Raw genomic sequence first — 16,494 nt, 5'->3', positions numbered from 1 at the left:
AGCGTAATCCGCCACGAGCCGCCAGCGGCCCACCCGAATTACGACGCCAAGGCTGGGTAGTCGGTGTAGCCGACGCCGTCCTGGCCGTAGAACGTCTCCGGCTTCCACTCGTTCAGCGGCGCTTCGCTTTGCAGGCGGCGCGGCAAATCCGGATTCGAGATGAAGGCCTTGCCGAAGGCGACCGCGTCGGCCGTGCCGGCGTCCAGCAACTTCTGCGCGCTCTGCTTGTCCAGGCTTTCGTTGGCGATGTAGACGCCGCCGAATTCCTTCTTCAGCAACGGCCCCAGGCTGTCCTCGCCCACCGCTTCACGCGCGCAGATGAAGGCGATCTTGCGCTTGCCCAGCTCGCGCGCGACGTAGCCGAACGTGGCCGCCGGAGTGGAGTCGCCCATGTCGTGCGAGTCGCGGCGCGGCGCCAGGTGCATGCCGACGCGGTCGGCACCCCATACTTCGATGCAGGCATCGGTCACTTCCAGCATCAGGCGGGCGCGGTTTTCGATCGAGCCGCCGTAGTTGTCGGTGCGCTGGTTGGTTTTGTCTTGCAGGAACTGGTCCAGCAGGTAGCCGTTGGCGCCGTGGATTTCCACACCGTCGAAGCCGGCCCTCTTGGCGTTTTCCGCGCCTTGCTTGTAGGCGGCGACGATGCCCGCCAGTTCTTCCGTTTCCAGCGCGCGTGGCACCGAATACGGGCGCATCGGACGCAGCAGGCTGACGTGGCCTTCGGCCGCGATCGCGCTTGGCGCCACCGGTGCTTCGCCGTTCAGCAGCTCCGGATCGGAGATGCGGCCCACGTGCCACAGCTGCGCGAAGATCACGCCGCCGGCCTTGTGCACCGCCGCCGTCACTTCCTTCCAGCCTTCGACCTGCTCGTCCGACCACAGGCCCGGGGTGTTGGCGTAGCCCACACCCTGCGGCGTGACCGAGGTCGCCTCGCTCAGGATCAGGCCGGCGCTGGCGCGCTGCTCGTAGTATTTGGCCATCAGCGCGTTCGGCACGCGGGCGCCGCCGATGGCGCGGGCACGTGTCAGCGGTGCCATGATGATGCGGTTTTTCAGCGTGAGGTCGCCGATGGTGATCGGGTCGAAGAGGTTAGGCATGTCGAATTCCTATAGTGTCATTTGGTCGATGAAGGCCTGGATGGTTGCTTCATCGCGTTTAAAGTAGTTCCATTGCCCGACCCGGTGAGAGGTGATCAGGCCGGCCTTGAGCAGAATGGACAAGTGCGCCGATACGGTCGATTGCGACAGCGCGGCGCGATGGTCGATCTGGCCCGCGCACACGCCGAACTTGTGCGGGTGCGCCTGCTCCGGGAAATAGTGCTCCGGGTCCTTCAGCCACGCCAGAATCTGGCGCCGCATCGGGTTGGCAAGGGCTTTGTGTATCGCGTCTATGTCCATCTGAGGTTTACCTGGGTCAACAATGAAATCGTCTTATGACGATATATGTATCGTGTTTTTCCGATTTCAATATCGGTATCTTACGATATAAGCGAAATTCGTGCTTGTGGCTGGCTTGCGGCCGAAAAATCCTTTATGTTACTGGAACATTGACCAAATTCTAACGGGGGCTGTATGTCGAGTCATTATCTGGATGTGGCCATCGGCTTGTCGTACACCTTCCTGGCCGTCAGCCTGCTGTGCAGCGCGACGCGCGAGGCGATCGCCTCGCTGTTCCAGACGCGCGCCAAGGTGCTGCTCGACGGTGTGCTGACGATGCTGCACGAGCCCGCCGGCAAACCGCGCCTGCGCGGCATTATCCCATCGATCAAGCGGCTGCTGCGCATCGACACCGGTTTCGGCCTCGACAAGCTGGGCGCCGGTTCGCTGACGGCCGCCATCATGGAGCATCCGCTGATCCAGGGCATGGCGCAGCAGGGCCGCATGCCGTCGTACATCCCGTCGACCATTTTCGCGCGCGCCTTCGTGTCGACCCTGACGTCCAAATACGGCAAGACGCAAACGGCGGCCATGCTACTGGCCCACGTCGGCAACGAAGGCCTGACCCGCACCTTGCTGGCGATCATGGGGGAGGGGCCGGACGACGTGGCGGCGCTCGAAAACGCCGTGCGCATCTGGTACGAAACCGTGATGGAGCGCATCACCGGCTGGTACAAGCGGCGCTCGCAGCTGGTGCTGTTTTGCGTCGGTCTGTTCTATGCCGCCTCGATGAATATCGACGCGATCGAGTTGAGCAAGCGTCTGTGGGGCGACGACCAGGTGGCCGCCCAACTGGCGCAGCAGGGCGCAGACGATGTCGCCAGCGGCCGCGTGAAGCCGCCGGCGGCGCCGGTCGCCGACGCGCCGGCCGCCACGCCGATGGAACGGGCCGCCATCGCCAAAAAAGAATGGCAGATGGTGGAAAAGCTGCCGATCGGCTGGCCGTCGGCGCGCTTTGACGCCGCCGCCGGCAAGGGCGTCGGCGCCTTCTTGGCCGCGTTGGCGTTCGCGTTGATGGGCTGGATCGTCACCGCCTTCGCCTCGTCGCTGGGCGCGCCGTTCTGGTTCGACGGTATCGGCTGGTTGCTGGCGCTGCGCGGCAGCGGCTCGCGGCCGCAGACCGAAACCACGCCGGTGGTGGTGCAGACCATCGCGCTGCCGAGCATGTCGGTCGTCAAGCCTCCGCTGGGGAGCTGACTACCGGTTCACCTCTTTATACTGTTTTATATTGTTTTACTCGCCCCGCCCGATGCCGCGCGCCTAACATGCTCCTACCCCCGATCCCCGCGACGAAGGAGTACATCATGTTCGGCCTGACCACACTCGGCGTTATCCATACCCTCATCAGCCTGGTCGCCGTCGGCGCCGGCATCGTCGGCTTCGTGCGCGACAAGCGCATCGACCTGGGCAACGGTGCCGGCAAAACCTATCTGGTCATGACGATCCTGACCTGCCTGACCGGCTTCGGCATCTTCCAGCATGGCGGCTTCGGCAAGCCGCACGCGCTCGGCGTGATTACTTTGCTGGTGCTGGCGGTGGCGTGGAAGGTTGCCGCCAGACCGGCGCTGCAAACGGTGCTGCTGTCGCTGACGTTCTTCTTCCACATGATTCCCGCCGTGACCGAAACCTTGACCCGCGTGCCGATGGGCGCGCCGATCCTGCCGAACGCGGAGGCGCCCGAGCTCAAGGTCATCACCGGCGCGATGTTCATGCTGTTCGTCATCGGCGCGACCTTGCAGGTGCGCCGGCTGAATCAGCTCGCCCGCAAACCGTTCGGCGGCGCGGCGGCGGCTTGAAGACCAGGCGGTGCGCGGACCTCGCTCAAACCCTCATGGACTGCAGTAGTGAGAGGATGTCATCGCCGCCGCACGCCGTGGCCTCGGCGGCGGCGAGTTTTTCGGTCGTCGGTGATTGGGGCGATGTCTGCAAAGTAGATACGTGTGCCGAAGATCGGCGTCAGCGCCTCAGCTACCATCAGCGCGACTGTGCTGTTGCCGCTGCCGCCCGCACCGACGATGGTGACGCACCGATGCTGGTGGCAGAGCGTCGTCAGTTGTTTGAGGGTTGGGTCGCGTCCGAGAATGTCGCGCGGCGGCTGTGGAAGCATCGGGTTACGCTGCATCATGGCGGCGTGGACGGAAAGGGTCACTGGCGCGACAAAACTGTATCCCCGGCCCACGACGTTCTCAATATACCGAAGGCCGTTCGGGTCGTCGGAGAGCGCCTTGCGCAAGGTGCCAACATGCACGCGCAGATTGTTTTCCTCAACGACCGTGCTGGGCCAGACGCGGGCGATCAGTTCTTCCTTGCTGACGACTTCCCCAGCCCGCTCGACCAGGGCCAGCAACAGGTCGAAGGCGCGTCCGTTCAGCGGTAGCGGTTGACCGTTTTTGGACAGGGTTCGGCTGGATGGCGCCAGCCGGTAGGGGCCGAAGGCAAGCTCCGGTTCGATCGGTGTACAACTGGTGTGTTGCATGAGCGTCTCCCGGTGCAGGTGTCCAACGATTGTTCCACGGTTGTGAACGAAATGACAATCTGCATTTGGAGAGAGGCGCCGATCGGACTCAGGCGGCGAAATGTAGCGCCAGCGCGATCACCGCCGGCAGCGTCTGGATCAGCAGGATGCTGCGCTTGACCGTCAAGCCGCCCCACACGCCGGCCACCGCCACGCAGCACAGGCCGAACACAGTGAAAGCCGACGCGATCGCCGGGTTCGGATGGACGAAGCCGATCACCAGCGCGGCGACCAGAAAACCGTTGTAGCACCCTTGGTTGGACATCGCAGGCCGCACGATGTCGGCCTTTTCCTTGCTCAGGCCGAAGACCTTGCGCCCGCGCGTCTCGAACAGCGCCGTCTCCAGCAGGACGATATAGATATGTATCAGTGCCACGACGGCGGTGACGATCTGGGCCAGTAAAAGCATGGTCGCTCCTTTTTATAGTTGAGCGCTGATTATCCCCGAGGCAAGACCGGCGTGGGCATAATTTTGTTGCAACTGTTATAGTTTCGCCTCACGCGAACTGGAGTAGCAATGACCTGGATCATCCTCATCATCGCCGGCCTGCTGGAAGTCACCTGGGCGGTCGGACTCAAATACACGCACGGCTTTACCAAGCTGATGCCGACCTTGTGGACCTTGACCGCGATGCTGGGCAGCATAGGTATGCTGGGTCTGGCGTTGCGCACGCTGCCGCTGGGCACGGCCTACGCGATCTGGACCGGCATCGGCACGGTCGGCACCGTTATCTACGGCATCGTCGCGCTGAACGAGCCGGCCAGCGCGGTGCGGCTCGCGTGCATCGCCATGATCGTCGGCGGCATCATCGGGCTCAAGCTCACCACCACCTAATCTAAAGCGTCAGAAGCCCGGATTGGCGCGGGTGAGGTAGTACCACTCGCTGTTGGCGCCGGCCGCGCTGTCCGGGAACAGGATGCGGCCTTCGAACTCGGCCAGCACCGGCGTGCCGTCGGCGCGCGTGCCGATCTGCTCGTCCTTGCGGACCGGATCGAAGCTTGACCAGGCGCGGGTGAAGGTATCGTCCGCGCTGACCTTGTCGTAGACGGCGACCATGCTCAGCGCCTCCATCGCCTCGTCGGCGATCGGTTGCGGCGAGGGCGCGTCGATCAGACCGAGGAAAGCCAGCGTGTTCATGATGGCGCGGTAGGCGACTTCGGGCGCTTGCGGATCGGTGTGTTCGCCGCATTCCAGCGTCAGGGCATAGCCGCCGGTGCTGCGCATGTATTCGGTGGTGCCCATGCCGTAGCGCAGGACGGTTTCCAGTTGGCTGTCGCCGCGCAGGCGGCGTTGCACGCCGGCGCCGTAGGTGCGCAGCCAGCCGTCGACGAAGCGGCGCACGCCGAGGCGGCGCGCCATCGCGCGTTCCTGTTGTTCGTGTTTGAAGGGTTCGAGCGGGCCGTCGTTGTTGCGCGGGCCGACCATGACGAACGGTTCGCCGGCGGCCTTGAACGAATGCAGGTCGAGCAGCACGTCGTGGCGGGCGAGGAGGGGGCACAGCCAGTTGGCGACGCGGTCCTCGAAATCCTGCGGGTTCTCGTTGGGGAATAGATTGCGGTTCAGATTGCGCTCGCCGAAGCGTTCGCCTTTGGCGTAGGCCAGTGGATTGGCGATCGGGACGAAGGTGACGGCGCCGTTACGGATGACGAGGGCGCCGCTGTCGAGTTCCTGCATCACGCGTTGGATGGCCTTGGTGCCGCAGGTTTCGTTGCCGTGGACCGCGCCGGTGACGATCAGGCGCGTGCCCGGGTGCTGGCCGCCGTATTCGACTGACTTGAATTGCAATTGTTGGGTAAGGGTCATGCAGTATTTATACCAGCTAAGGTCTGCCGACGCTATTCTACTGGCGCCGGCAGGAATAAAATGTTTAGGCTGGTGGACGGTTGCTGATCTGCGGATCGTGACTGAATACGATCTCTGGCGTGAGCCTGTCCTGGAATTTGAGAGTGATATTCAAGTTCATCTTTTCTGTGTTTGCGTCGCTGAACGTCAGCAATTTTCCGCTGACGCTGACACTGGCAGTGCTTAGTTGATTGTTGCTCTCCGGAATAGCGGACATGCCCGTGAAGATAATGTCGTACCCATCGGTGTCGAAAATCTGGTAGTTGACGACCGTGTCCGTTTCAGTGATCACTGGCACAGCTGGCGCCGTCACAACGTCGTAACTACCCGGGGTAATCGCACTAGGCTTGACGAACACCAGAATGTTGACGAACGAAGTAGATGCTGGAAATGTAATCATGAGGTCGCTTTCTTTGCTGGGTGGGTGGATAAATACTGCAGGTAGTACACGTCGCGATAGGACATCGCCTCGAGTTGTTTTTTGACGGTTTTTACTTGATCGTTTTGGTTGAGGCACGCATGAGCTTTAACCCATGGAGCGAGTAGTTGGAAATCCGAGCTTCCTGGGATAGACCGAACCAGTATTGCGCGCACGCTCTCGCAATGTTCAGTCCCATCTGATTCCTTTTGCAGGGAGCGCAGATCGGCAGCGAGCAGCAGGGCGTCAATCCGCGCGTCGCGAATAGTTATGTCAGTCGGAGATGTTGAGCTGAGTCGTGTTAGCGTATTGAGGGTGGGCTGCAAGCTTTGTGAAGCGAGCATCAACTGGCCTTGTTGCATCAGTAGCGCGGCTTTTCTTTGGTTTAGTTTCGCTATCGTTATTTGCAGGTTGACCGACTTGGGCTCGAGATTGCTCATTTCGGTAACAGCTTGCAGCAGCCTCTCCAGCCGATTTAATAATTGGGCTGGTTTTTGTTCGTTGTCCGTATCAATCACGCGCAGTTCAGCAACATGCATTTTGCGGCGCCAATCCAGATTGCCCGGGTCTTTCTCGACCATTTTTTGTGACAGCGAAAATGCAATTTTTGCATCTTTAAAACTGCCGCTTAGGTCGCCGCGCGCTTGTTTCAGCTCGGACTGACGCGACCATACGCCGGCCAGCTGTTCAATCCACAATGTATCTTCTGGATGGCTTTTGTGCAGCGATTCCAATGTGGCCAGGGCACGGTGGTAAAGAGACTCTGATTGAACAAGTTGTCCCAATCGCATTTGGGCGCTGGCTTGCCAGGAAAGGCTGTCTGCCAGGTCTGCCGCTAGTTGCTTTTCATCGGGCGTGATGGCGTAAGCGCGCGTTTTGAGCGCCACCGACAACCCAAACTCGCTCGCCGCGCTTCGGGTATCGCCACGTTGCAAAGCCAAGGTGCCCAAGCTGTTATGCGCATAGGATTGCTCTATCCAGGCACTAACGTCGTCGGGATACGCTTCCGATTGGCGGTTCGCATATGCCAAATACTCGTCGAAGTATCGCCGCGCTTCCGGCCATTCTTTTTGTTCATAATGAATCTGTCCAAGCCAAAATGCGTTTTCTCCAGCACTTTTTAGCAAGGCAGCGTCTATGGGCTTCGCTTGGAGCTGTTGCTGCAGAATCTGACGCCCCGCTAACAGGGCGGTCTTCGCGCCGGCTGGATCGGAGCGCGCGATCCTTACTTCGGAAATCAGCTGCAGTGATTTTGCGCGCTGCGCCAGCGCCGCCTCGTTATCGCCGACGCGCGATGAATCGGATAAATACGACAGAGCGCGAACACTGACACTGTCGAGCAAGTCCAGCTTTCCTAGCGGGCGCAGTTTCTCAACGAATTCGCCTAGCATATAACCCATAAGCCCCTCGGCTTCGGTCCTGTGCGTTTCTGCCTGGGTTTGGGCCGAGCGTGCTGCTAGGCCAAGGCCAACGGCTAACACTGCCAGCGTTGCCATTGCAAACGTGATTCCTAGTCGCAGCCGTTCGCCACGGCGTACGCCCATCAGGGAGGTCTGGACGAAGTCCTGCTCTTGTTGGGTGAAGCTGAATCCCGTTGTTTTTATTAACTGGCGCGCCTGATTTGCCTGGGTCCCGGACGGCAGCAGCATGTCGCGCTTGCGGCCGCTGTCTTGCCAGCGTTTGGCTTGGGCGCTGATGCGGCTACGGGTCTGCAGCGCTTGGCGGTGCTCGTCGATCCAGGCGACCACGCGTGGCCAGCGGCGCAGCAGCGCTTCATGGGCAATACCAAAAGCAGGGGCTCCGGCGTGTAGATCGCTGACGAAGAGGTGGGCGTCAACCAGTGCCTGTACGAGCTTGGTCTCATCGTCGCTGCTCAATGACGACCACAACACGCGGCGCGAGGTGACGGTCGATTCGTCTTCAGCCACGAGCACCAATCGCGACAAGAGCTGGGGTAGGGCGGCGATCTGGGATGTGCCCAACTCGGAAATCACTTGCTCGGCGCGCGCGCCGATGGCGCCCTCGAGACCGCCCATGTCATGGTAAGCCTCATGACTCAATTCCCCATCTTGACTGCGCTGACGATACAGCTCTTGCAGACAGTATTGCAATAACGGCAGCGTGTCCGGCCCGGCCTTTGCTGTATTGATCAGCAGTTCGTCCAAGCTTTCGCCATGCCCGTCAACCGTGTAGCGCAACTGCGCCACCTGCGCAGGATGGCGAATGATCTGCGCGATGTCGGCGCTACCCGGGGGCGTCAGGTCGAAATGGCCGCCGCGCAGTTTCATGCTCATCAGCGCGGGGTAGGCAGTCAAATGCGGGTAGAAATCGTTGCGGCAGGCTAAGACCAACAGCACGCAGCCGGAGCGAGCCAGTTGGTCCAGCACGTTGATGAAGACGGCGCGCTCTTGCTCACTAATATGTGGCAGGCGGAAGATCGCTTCGAAACGGTCGATGAAAACCGCCAGCCGGATTGTTGGCAGCCGCTTTTGGAGCTGTTCGATCAAACCGGGCAAATCCTGCGTCATATATTGCGCGAGGGTGGCGGCGCTGGTGTTTTCAAACAGCAGGCGATCGTCGATTTCCGCGTCGAGCAGCACACTGGCCAGCGTTTCCAGCAGACCAGATTGCCCCATGTCGGCGCAATCGAGCTGCACATGGTCGCTGATCGCCAGTCCGGATTCCGCCGGCGCGGCGCCCGCCTTGAGCGCGGGAATGAGCCCGGCCTGGACCAGGGACGTCTTGCCGGCGCCCGACGGTCCGAGCACCAGCACCATCGAGCAAGCGGCTTGGACCTGGCTCACCACCACCTGCACCAATTGGTCGACGCTGAGCTTGCGGCCGAAGAAGATGGCCGCGTGTTGTTCCTCGAAAGGTTCCAGTCCCCGGAACGGGGAGGCGTGCAGCCAACTGCCGTTGCTGACGTCGTCGTCGTAGCTGAGCTCGGCCAGCAGGCGGTAACCACGCTTACGAATAGTTTCGATATAGCGCGGCTCGGCGGCCGAGTCGTCGAGCGCCCGGCGCAGTTGGGTGATGATTTTGTGGACCGCGTTGTCGCTCGCCGGCGTGTCGCCCCAGCACGCGTCCAGCAGTGTGTCGGCGGAGATGACGTCGTGTGGATGCGCACAGAAATGTAACAAAACATCCATGGCGCGTGGCTCCAGTTGCCTGCTGAGCACACCAAAACTAAGCGTGTTGGTGGCCGGATCGACGCGCCACTGGCCAAAACGGAAGCTTTTACGGTTCACACTAACCTTCTTCGCCTATGAATAACAACTTTTAAATCAACGAGTTAGCAATCCGAAGGTTTCCAGAAGGCCATTTGTATAGCTAATGAGTACAGTTGCTTCAAATCTGTACCTTTAGTGAATATTAACATTAGGCTGGGGAAACTATTAAACATTCTGCTCTCACTGTTGTGTCTTCGCGCGGCGGCTACGCCGGCGCCGCATTCGCTCCCCATCCGGACGATGTGCGTGCAGAGCTGCGCCGTATTGCGGTCAGTCGCACCTTCGCCGCGTCACAGCGTTGCTGCGCGCTACTAGACCGTTTGGTCCGGGATATTTGTAACCAAAAGTATCAAGCTGGGAATGCGGCGATCACTCCCGGCAACCGTCCAAGGTCGGGTTCCGGTTTTGGAATGGATCTGGCCGCCGCAGTCCAGTTGGCGCGTTTGCGCAATCGGCTGAGTGATTATTACGAGGTCGAAGGCCAGCAAAATCCCTTGCGCATCCTGGTGCCGGACGACGGTTATCAGGTCAGCATCGAAGTCGCCGAGCCGGCCCAAAGAACATGAATTCCGACATCACCCTGCACCCCACGGAGGTCCCATGGTTGTTTTAACCGGTGTGAAAGCGCCGTTCGAGCTGACCCAGCACGCGATACCAATTAAGCAACAGGGAATCGATTTTGCGATCCGCTACTACAGTCATCAGGCCGGCAAGAACTTGTCGCTGGCCGAGGCCAGGGCGCTGACCGACGCTGGCATCCAGATCGGCGTGGTCTGGGAGACCATCGGCGCGCATTTGCATTCGTTCAGCAGGGCGCAAGGATTGGCGGACGGCGCCGCCGCGTATCTGATGGCGCAATCGGTCATTACGCAGCCGTCGGGTTCGGCAATTTACTTCGAGGTCGACTGCCATCCCACCGCCGAGGATATCGCCGGTCCGATCACGCGCTATTTCGAAGGCGTCAATCAGGCGTTCAACGCGGCGCGGCCGGGCGAGCCGCGTTATCAGATCGGCATCTACGGGTCCGCCGCCAGTTGCCAGGCGATTGTGGCCAACGGCTTGGCGTCGTTGAGCTGGCTAGCGCCATCGGAGCGGGAGGCGGTGGTGGGCGGGGGCTACAATCTCAGGCAACTCTCCCCGAGCATATTGCCCGTGGATGACGGCAAAAAAATCCATGTCGACCTGGCCCGTAGCAACGACGGCCTGCCAACCGGTTTATTCAGGGTGCTGTAGTGGCGACCATACAATTTACCGAAGTACCAACACTCAAGACCGTCAAGCCGTCCAAGACCGTCTTCCTGAACAACACCGGGCAGGACGTGGTGCTTAAGTTCGTCACCGCGCCGGATCTGATGCTGCCGGCGTACACCATCAGCACGCGCATCAGCGCGGCGATTGATTGCATTTGCCTGGGCGCGACCAATTATTATTCGACGCACAGCCAGAACTACGCGATCGCCGAGGATTGCACCGCCGTGCTGACCCTGGCCGATCAGGCGTTGGTCATGGTGATCTCGCCCTAACTTTGGGAAAACGGCGCGGCGCTGTAAGATGCGGGGCATGAATCTTCAGCTTACTGGCCGCGACCACGGCCGCAATTCCGGGCTCGACACCTTGCGCGCGCTTGCGATCGTTCTGGTGTTCATGAACCACTATATGATCTTTGTCAGCTTCCGCCCGACCTTCGGCTGGATGAGCGAGATCGGCTGGGCAGGCGTGGACCTGTTCTTTGCGCTGAGCGGTTATTTGATCGGCAACCAGATCCTGTCGGGAATACGGCGCCAGCAGACCGGGCCTGAGCGGTTTTCGTTGCCGCGCTTTTACGCTCGCCGCTTCCTGCGCACGCTGCCGAATTTTTACTTCGTGCTGGCGCTGTACGCCTTGTGGCCGTATTGGCGCGGCGACGCCGTGTTGCCGCCGCTGTGGAAGTTCCTCACTTTCACGCAAAATATTCAGCTGACGCCGGGAACGGCCTTTTCCCACGCATGGTCGTTGTGCGTGGAGGAGCAGTTCTACGTGCTGTTGCCGGCGGTCGCGTTATTGATTGCCGCTTGCCGTAAGTCCCTGCTGTGGGCGTGGGTGGCGGTGATCGGCAGCCTGCTGGCCGGCATGGCGGTACGTGGCTATTTGTGGAACGAGCAGGCGGGCGTCGGCGGCCTCTATTACTACACCAATATCTACTACGCCTCGTGGTGCCGCTTCGACGAACTGGTGTTCGGCGTGGCGGTGGCGCTGGTGAAAAACTACCACGCTGGCGCATGGAAGGTCATCACGTCGCGCGGCAACTGGGCGCTGGTTGCGGGCGCCGGCGTGCTGGCGCTGACCTGGTCGATGTTCCTGGAGGATCACTACGGCTACATGATGACGGTGATCGGTTACCCGATGCTGGGCGTGGGCTTCACCTTGTTGCTGATCGCGGCGCTGAGTCCCGGATCGCTGCTGCAGCGCTGGCGCGTGCCGGGGGCGGCCAGCATCGCGTTGTGGTCGTATGCGATTTACCTGACGCACAAGCAGCTGTGCGTGCTGTTGCGCGTGCCGTTGCGCGGTTACGGCTGGGGGCCGGACACGTGGCAGGCGATCGCCATCATGAGCCTGGCCAGTATCCTGGTCGGCTGGCTGCTGTTCCTGCTGGTGGAGACGCCGTTCATGAAATTGCGCGACCGTTTCGTTCCAGGCAATTTCGCCAGGCCGAAGGCGGCGCCGGAAGCGCTCACCGCCTAGTTCATCTCGATCACGTCGAACGGCGATTGCGTCGATCCAAGGAAGGCCATGACGCTACGGGCGCGCTCGCCCATGTCGTCCTGACGCGTGCCGGCGATGGCCGCGCGCAGGCCGGGGATGACTTCGGTGATGTGCGGGCTGTCGTAAGCGTTGACCAGCAAAACGGCCAGTTCGCTGGCGCGGCCACGGTTGTTGCGCATGCGCTCTTCCAGCATCGCCAGCAGGGTGCGCTGCATGCGCGGCGTGGGATTGGTGATATAGCCGAACACCAGCGGTGTGTTGCTGATGGCGTCGCACAGGCGGCTTTCGATCTGGTCGGGTTTGACGTCCGAGGCGATGTCGAAATAGGCGCCGTTCCAGCGCGTGCGTTCGTACGGGTGGCCTGGCGGGAAGGAATCGGCCGTCTCGAAGCCAAGGATGTGGCTGAGATAGCGTAACCATTTGAGAATAGTGGGGATCATGGCAGCATTTTAACGTAGGGCCGATTACGGCGTGCCGCCTAATCCGCCCTACGTTATTTAGACGACCTGGGCTTCCTCACCCAGTTTGCCGGCGCGGAAGTCCTCGACGGCGGCGAAGATCTCGGCCTGCGTGTTCATCACGAACGGGCCGTATTGCGCGATCGGCTCGTTCAGCGGCTTGCCGGCCACCAGGATGAAACGGCTGGCGTCGGTCGCATGGATGCTCACGCCGTCGGCGCCCGCCGTGTTGGCCAGGATCGCCATCTTGCCCGACGCCACATCCTTGTCGCCCACGCGCACCGAACCGCGATACGCGAAGATGAAGGCGTTGTGGCCTTCCGGCAGCGTCTGGCTGAACGAGGCGCCGGCCGGCAGATCGACGTCAATATAGATCGGCTCGGTCACTTCGCGCTGCACGGCGCCGTCGACGCCATGGCTGCCGCCGGCGATGACTTTCACCTTCGCGCCGTTTTCAGTGGTGAAGACGGGCACCTCGTCGCCGTTGAAGTCGCGATACCACGGCGCGCGCATCTTGTCCTTCGCCGGCAGGTTCAGCCACAGCTGGAATCCCGACATCATGCCTTCTTCCTGCTCCGGCATTTCCGAGTGGATCACGCCACGGCCGGCGGTCATCCATTGCACGCCGCCGTTGGTCAGCAGGCCTTCGTTGCCGCTGCTGTCCTTGTGGCGCATGCGGCCTTCGAGCATGTAGGTGACGGTCTCGAAGCCGCGATGCGGGTGGCTCGGGAAGCCGGCCAGGTAATCGCTGGCCTGGTCGCTGCCGAAGTTGTCCAGCATCAGGAACGGGTCGAGGCGGCGCTGCAGGGGCTGGGTCAAGACGCGGTTGATCTTGACGCCGGCGCCATCGGACACGGCCTGGCCGGTGATGATGCGTTCCACTGTGCGTTCTTGTTGTACGCGATCGCTAGTTACGTTGTTCATGACTCTCTCCTTTGCCGACCGCGCCACCCGGCGCGATCGATGAATTTATACCAGTACCGCGTTGATGTCGGCGTCAGCCTGGGCTTGCGCCTTGGCCACCGCGTCAGGACCCATGCCCATGCCCTCGGCGAAGAAGAACTGGACGTCGGTCAGGCCGACAAAGCCCAGGAAAGTCTTCAGGTGCGCCAGCTGGATGTCGCTGGGAGCGTCCTTGTGCATGCCGCCACGCGCCACGGCGACGTAGACTTTTTTGCCGGTCAGCAGGCCGACCGGGCCGGTCGGGCCGTACTTGAACGTCACGCCGGCACGGGCGATCGCGTCGAACCACGATTTCAGCTGCACGGTCACGCCGAAGTTGTACATCGGCGAGCCGATGACGATGGCGTCGGCCGCTTGCACCTGGGCGATCAGGGCGTCGTCCAGAGCCACGCGGGCGGCTTGTTCGGCGCTGCGCTGGTCGGCCGGGGTGAACAGCGCTTGCAGGGTCGGCTCGTCCAGCACCGGGTGCGGATTGGCTGCCAGATCGCGGCGGACCACGGTCGCGCCGGGATTGCCGGCTTGCAGTTTGGCGACGATGCTGTCGGCCATGCGGGTCGATTCGGAACCGGTGCTGCGGGCGCTGGAGTTGATTTGCAAGATGTTCATGGTGTTGCTCCTGTATGTGGGTTGTTTGTTTTGCTGCGATGGAGTTACTTTAATCGTTTCAAAACCAATGCGGAAGCCGTTAAAATGGATAACATTAGTCCATTGGTGGAACAATCGAGGAGGGTAGTGTGGAGATAGATCCTGGCGACCTGCTGTTATTCGCCCGCATCGTCGAGTGCGGCAGCTTCAGTCTGGCGGCGGAGCGGGTGCAGCTACCGAAGTCGACGGTGTCGCGCCGGATTTCGCTGCTGGAGGCGCATCTGGGCGAGCGCCTGCTTCAGCGCACCACGCGCAAGCTGGTGTTGACCGAGTTCGGCGCCAGCCTGCTGGAGCACGCGCGCAAGGTGGCCGATGAAACCGAAGCGGCCGGCGCGCTGGCGCAGCACCGGCAGGGCGCGCCGAGCGGCTTGCTGCGGGTGTCGATGCCGGCGGACTTCGCCAGCGTTAGTGTCAACGAAATGCTGGCCCGGTTCATGCACCGCTATCCGGCCATCTCGCTCGAACTCGATTTATCTCCGCGCCGGGTGGATCTGGTTGCCGAGAATTTCGATCTGGCCATCCGCATGGGTAATCTGCCGGACGACGCTTCGCTGGCCGCGCGGCGCATCACCTTCAGCTCGCTGGCGCTGTATGCCTCGCCCGCGTATACTAGCTTGCGCGGCCTGCCGGAGCACCCGGACGATTTGTTCAAGCATGATTTGCTGAGCTTGCCGCCGAGGGTGAACGGCTTGATCCGGTGGACGCTGTTGCGCGCCAAAGTGCGCTGGGAGCGCGATTTGCCGGTCAGGTTGTTGGGCAATTCGCCGGAGATGATCGTGCGCATGGCTAGCAACGGGGTGGGCATCGGCGTCTCGACCGAGGCGATCGCGGCGCCGTTTTTGAAGGCGGGGACGTTGGTGCGGGTGTTGCCGGAATGGTCGTTCCCCGAGGTGACGGGGTGGGCGGTGTTCCCGGGCCGGCGCTTGATGCCGGCCAAGACCCGGGTGTTCCTGGATATGCTGGAGGAGGCGTTCGACCGGCAGCTGGCTTAGTCGCTGGCCGCGCATGCAATGGCGGATTACGGCTTCGCCTAATCCGCCCTACGTGTCTCCGTTGATCAGTTAAAGCTTGAGGGCAATCGGAAACACGTAGGGCGGATTAGCGAAGCGTAATCCGCCATCTCCGCGCCGGCGATCACTTCAAATCGGCCATCATCTCGCCCAACTTGACCGGCCCGGCCGGCTGCCACGCGGGGTTGAAGCTCATCGTGTCCTTCGGGAACAGCATCACCACGGTCGACCCCAGCAGGAACCTGCCCAGCTCATCGCCTTTCTTCAGCACGATGTTCTGCTCGTCGTACTTCCACTCGCAAATCTGCGGCGCGCGCGGCGGGTTGACCACGCCGTGCCAAACCGTGGCCATGCTACCAACAATGGTGGCGCCAACGAGGGTCATGACGAACGGGCCGTTGGCGGTGTCGAACACGCACACGACGCGCTCGTTTCGGGCGAACAGCCCCGGAATGCCGCGCGCGGTGGTCGGATTGACCGAGAACAGCTCGCCCGGGATGTAGATCATGCGCGTGAGCTTGCCGTCGCACGGCATGTGGATGCGGTGGTAGTCGCGCGGACTCAGGTACAAGTTGGCGAAGCTGCCATGCTGGAATTTGGCGGCCAGCGCGGCGTCGCCGCCGACCAGCGCGGTGGTGCTGAATTTATGGCCTTTGGCCTGGAAGATCTGGTCATCGTCGATGGCGCCGAACTGGCTGATGCGGCCATCGACCGGACAGATGAAGTCGGCGTTGGCGAGCGGGCGCGCGTCCGGGCGCAGCGCACGGGTGAAAAACTCGTTGAAGCTGGAATAGCTGGCGATGTCCGGATTGAGCGCCTCATCCATATTGACGTTGTATTTGCCGACGAACCAGCGGATCAGGCGCGTGGTCATGGCGCCGCCCTTGGCCCCGGCCACGCGGCCGGCGAAGTTGGTCAACGCTCCCTTGGGAAGCAGATATTGCGGCAGTACGGCAAGACGGTCGGACACGATGGGAATCCATACAAAATAGCGATCGAGCATTATAGCGCCCGGATCGGCGCTACCAGCTCCTGCCGATTCGCGCCCATTCATTTTTTCACGACATATGATTATGAAATTTCTCTAAAACGGTCTCAAGTTATCTTGGATTAAGGAAACTTTTGCTTAAATCAGGGCATAATGAGCGATCTCCCTTCGTCTCCCGATGCCATTTTATGATGCCTGCCCGCCAACTCCGTTTGACGCAGACCGCTGCGGCCGTCCTTTGCCTAT

At 61.4% G+C, this 16,494-nt stretch carries 19 protein-coding genes; 8 read left to right on the top strand and 11 right to left on the bottom strand.

Going from position 1 to position 16,494, the window contains the following annotated elements; genetic code table 11:
* Positions 1–38: 38 nt before the first annotated feature.
* Complete coding sequence (locus AC07P1_RS21925; RefSeq protein WP_494697823.1) at positions 39–1,097, bottom strand: alkene reductase; 1,059 nt, start codon at positions 1,095–1,097, stop codon at positions 39–41.
* A gap of 9 nt (positions 1,098–1,106) precedes the next feature.
* On the bottom strand, positions 1,107–1,397 hold the full coding sequence (locus AC07P1_RS21920; protein ID WP_494697822.1) for an ArsR/SmtB family transcription factor: 291 nt from the start codon (positions 1,395–1,397) through the stop codon (positions 1,107–1,109).
* A 174-nt stretch (positions 1,398–1,571) separates the two neighbouring features.
* On the opposite strand from AC07P1_RS21920, the gene AC07P1_RS21915 reads away from it, so the two are divergent.
* Positions 1,572–2,633 (top strand): hypothetical protein, encoded by a 1,062-nt coding sequence (locus tag AC07P1_RS21915; RefSeq protein ID WP_494697821.1) that lies wholly within the window; start codon positions 1,572–1,574, stop codon positions 2,631–2,633.
* A gap of 107 nt (positions 2,634–2,740) precedes the next feature.
* Positions 2,741–3,232 (top strand): DUF2306 domain-containing protein, encoded by a 492-nt coding sequence (locus AC07P1_RS21910; protein WP_494697820.1) that lies wholly within the window; start codon positions 2,741–2,743, stop codon positions 3,230–3,232.
* A gap of 59 nt (positions 3,233–3,291) precedes the next feature.
* Here the strand turns inward: AC07P1_RS21910 and AC07P1_RS21905 are convergent, their stop codons facing one another.
* Positions 3,292–3,912, bottom strand: a complete 621-nt coding sequence (locus AC07P1_RS21905) for a winged helix-turn-helix domain-containing protein (protein WP_494697819.1) — start codon at positions 3,910–3,912, stop codon at positions 3,292–3,294.
* Between the two features lie 88 nt (positions 3,913–4,000).
* Positions 4,001–4,360 carry a DUF1304 domain-containing protein gene (locus tag AC07P1_RS21900; protein WP_494697818.1) on the bottom strand — a complete coding sequence of 120 codons (360 nt, stop codon included), beginning with the start codon at positions 4,358–4,360 and terminating at the stop codon, positions 4,001–4,003.
* Positions 4,361–4,468: 108 nt separating this feature from the next.
* Between AC07P1_RS21900 and sugE the strand changes: the two genes are divergently transcribed.
* Positions 4,469–4,786 carry a quaternary ammonium compound efflux SMR transporter SugE gene (gene sugE, locus AC07P1_RS21895; RefSeq protein ID WP_315212634.1) on the top strand — a complete coding sequence of 106 codons (318 nt, stop codon included), beginning with the start codon at positions 4,469–4,471 and terminating at the stop codon, positions 4,784–4,786.
* Between the two features lie 9 nt (positions 4,787–4,795).
* On the opposite strand, the gene AC07P1_RS21890 is transcribed toward sugE, so the two are convergent.
* The 3 genes from AC07P1_RS21890 to AC07P1_RS21880 all read right to left on the bottom strand — a co-directional run bounded on the left by AC07P1_RS21890 (position 4,796) and on the right by AC07P1_RS21880 (position 9,460).
* Positions 4,796–5,755, bottom strand: a complete 960-nt coding sequence (locus AC07P1_RS21890; RefSeq protein WP_494697817.1) for a M14 family metallopeptidase — start codon at positions 5,753–5,755, stop codon at positions 4,796–4,798.
* A 64-nt stretch (positions 5,756–5,819) separates the two neighbouring features.
* Complete coding sequence (locus AC07P1_RS21885; protein WP_494697816.1) at positions 5,820–6,194, bottom strand: DP-EP family protein; 375 nt, start codon at positions 6,192–6,194, stop codon at positions 5,820–5,822.
* Positions 6,191–9,460, bottom strand: coding sequence for an nSTAND1 domain-containing NTPase (locus AC07P1_RS21880; protein ID WP_494697815.1), 3,270 nt, complete (start codon positions 9,458–9,460; stop codon positions 6,191–6,193). The genes AC07P1_RS21885 and AC07P1_RS21880 overlap by 4 nt, the downstream gene beginning before the upstream one ends.
* Before the next feature lie 392 nt (positions 9,461–9,852).
* Between AC07P1_RS21880 and AC07P1_RS21875 the strand changes: the two genes are divergently transcribed.
* From AC07P1_RS21875 to AC07P1_RS21860, 4 genes are read left to right on the top strand one after another with little or no spacing between them, the layout of a single operon-like run.
* Positions 9,853–10,008: a hypothetical protein gene (locus tag AC07P1_RS21875; RefSeq protein ID WP_363506043.1), complete on the top strand. Its 156-nt coding sequence runs from the start codon at positions 9,853–9,855 to the stop codon at positions 10,006–10,008.
* A gap of 34 nt (positions 10,009–10,042) precedes the next feature.
* Positions 10,043–10,675: a DUF1906 domain-containing protein gene (locus AC07P1_RS21870; RefSeq protein ID WP_494697814.1), complete on the top strand. Its 633-nt coding sequence runs from the start codon at positions 10,043–10,045 to the stop codon at positions 10,673–10,675.
* Complete coding sequence (locus tag AC07P1_RS21865) at positions 10,675–10,965, top strand: hypothetical protein (protein WP_494697813.1); 291 nt, start codon at positions 10,675–10,677, stop codon at positions 10,963–10,965. The genes AC07P1_RS21870 and AC07P1_RS21865 overlap by 1 nt, the downstream gene beginning before the upstream one ends.
* A gap of 37 nt (positions 10,966–11,002) precedes the next feature.
* Positions 11,003–12,163, top strand: coding sequence for an acyltransferase family protein (locus AC07P1_RS21860; RefSeq protein WP_494697812.1), 1,161 nt, complete (start codon positions 11,003–11,005; stop codon positions 12,161–12,163).
* Here the strand turns inward: AC07P1_RS21860 and AC07P1_RS21855 are convergent.
* The 3 genes from AC07P1_RS21855 to AC07P1_RS21845 are packed head-to-tail and all read right to left on the bottom strand — an operon-like array spanning position 12,160 to position 14,211.
* Entirely contained in the window at positions 12,160–12,624 is a 465-nt protein-coding gene (locus tag AC07P1_RS21855; protein WP_494697811.1) for a hypothetical protein, read from the bottom strand. The two genes, AC07P1_RS21860 and AC07P1_RS21855, sit on opposite strands and share 4 nt — an antisense overlap.
* Positions 12,625–12,681: 57 nt before the next feature.
* Positions 12,682–13,566 carry a pirin family protein gene (locus AC07P1_RS21850; RefSeq protein ID WP_494697810.1) on the bottom strand — a complete coding sequence of 295 codons (885 nt, stop codon included), beginning with the start codon at positions 13,564–13,566 and terminating at the stop codon, positions 12,682–12,684.
* Between the two features lie 45 nt (positions 13,567–13,611).
* Positions 13,612–14,211, bottom strand: a complete 600-nt coding sequence (locus AC07P1_RS21845; protein ID WP_494697809.1) for an FMN-dependent NADH-azoreductase — start codon at positions 14,209–14,211, stop codon at positions 13,612–13,614.
* Between the two features lie 128 nt (positions 14,212–14,339).
* Between AC07P1_RS21845 and AC07P1_RS21840 the strand changes: the two genes are divergently transcribed.
* Positions 14,340–15,242 carry a LysR family transcriptional regulator gene (locus tag AC07P1_RS21840; protein ID WP_494697808.1) on the top strand — a complete coding sequence of 301 codons (903 nt, stop codon included), beginning with the start codon at positions 14,340–14,342 and terminating at the stop codon, positions 15,240–15,242.
* Positions 15,243–15,384: 142 nt separating this feature from the next.
* On the opposite strand, the gene asd is transcribed toward AC07P1_RS21840, so the two are convergent.
* Positions 15,385–16,263, bottom strand: a complete 879-nt coding sequence (gene asd, locus AC07P1_RS21835) for an archaetidylserine decarboxylase (protein ID WP_494697807.1) — start codon at positions 16,261–16,263, stop codon at positions 15,385–15,387.
* Between the last annotated feature and the right edge of the window lie 231 nt (positions 16,264–16,494).

The sequence above is a fragment of the Duganella sp. GW821-FHT07F09 genome (assembly GCF_059418705.1).
This window is presented reverse-complemented; position numbering and strand designations above follow the sequence as displayed.

Coding starts and splice junctions, on each gene's coding strand:
- AC07P1_RS21900 (WP_494697818.1), bottom strand. CDS start 4,360: ATGCTTTTACTGGCCCAGATCGTCACCGCCGTCGTGGCACTGATACAT.
- AC07P1_RS21890 (WP_494697817.1), bottom strand. CDS start 5,755: ATGACCCTTACCCAACAATTGCAATTCAAGTCAGTCGAATACGGCGGC.
- AC07P1_RS21885 (WP_494697816.1), bottom strand. CDS start 6,194: ATGATTACATTTCCAGCATCTACTTCGTTCGTCAACATTCTGGTGTTC.
- AC07P1_RS21910 (WP_494697820.1), top strand. CDS start 2,741: ATGTTCGGCCTGACCACACTCGGCGTTATCCATACCCTCATCAGCCTG.
- AC07P1_RS21875 (WP_363506043.1), top strand. CDS start 9,853: ATGGATCTGGCCGCCGCAGTCCAGTTGGCGCGTTTGCGCAATCGGCTG.
- sugE (WP_315212634.1), top strand. CDS start 4,469: ATGACCTGGATCATCCTCATCATCGCCGGCCTGCTGGAAGTCACCTGG.
- AC07P1_RS21920 (WP_494697822.1), bottom strand. CDS start 1,397: ATGGACATAGACGCGATACACAAAGCCCTTGCCAACCCGATGCGGCGC.
- AC07P1_RS21855 (WP_494697811.1), bottom strand. CDS start 12,624: ATGATCCCCACTATTCTCAAATGGTTACGCTATCTCAGCCACATCCTT.
- AC07P1_RS21905 (WP_494697819.1), bottom strand. CDS start 3,912: ATGCAACACACCAGTTGTACACCGATCGAACCGGAGCTTGCCTTCGGC.
- AC07P1_RS21915 (WP_494697821.1), top strand. CDS start 1,572: ATGTCGAGTCATTATCTGGATGTGGCCATCGGCTTGTCGTACACCTTC.
- AC07P1_RS21860 (WP_494697812.1), top strand. CDS start 11,003: ATGAATCTTCAGCTTACTGGCCGCGACCACGGCCGCAATTCCGGGCTC.
- AC07P1_RS21925 (WP_494697823.1), bottom strand. CDS start 1,097: ATGCCTAACCTCTTCGACCCGATCACCATCGGCGACCTCACGCTGAAA.
- AC07P1_RS21850 (WP_494697810.1), bottom strand. CDS start 13,566: ATGAACAACGTAACTAGCGATCGCGTACAACAAGAACGCACAGTGGAA.
- AC07P1_RS21870 (WP_494697814.1), top strand. CDS start 10,043: ATGGTTGTTTTAACCGGTGTGAAAGCGCCGTTCGAGCTGACCCAGCAC.
- asd (WP_494697807.1), bottom strand. CDS start 16,263: ATGCTCGATCGCTATTTTGTATGGATTCCCATCGTGTCCGACCGTCTT.
- AC07P1_RS21845 (WP_494697809.1), bottom strand. CDS start 14,211: ATGAACATCTTGCAAATCAACTCCAGCGCCCGCAGCACCGGTTCCGAA.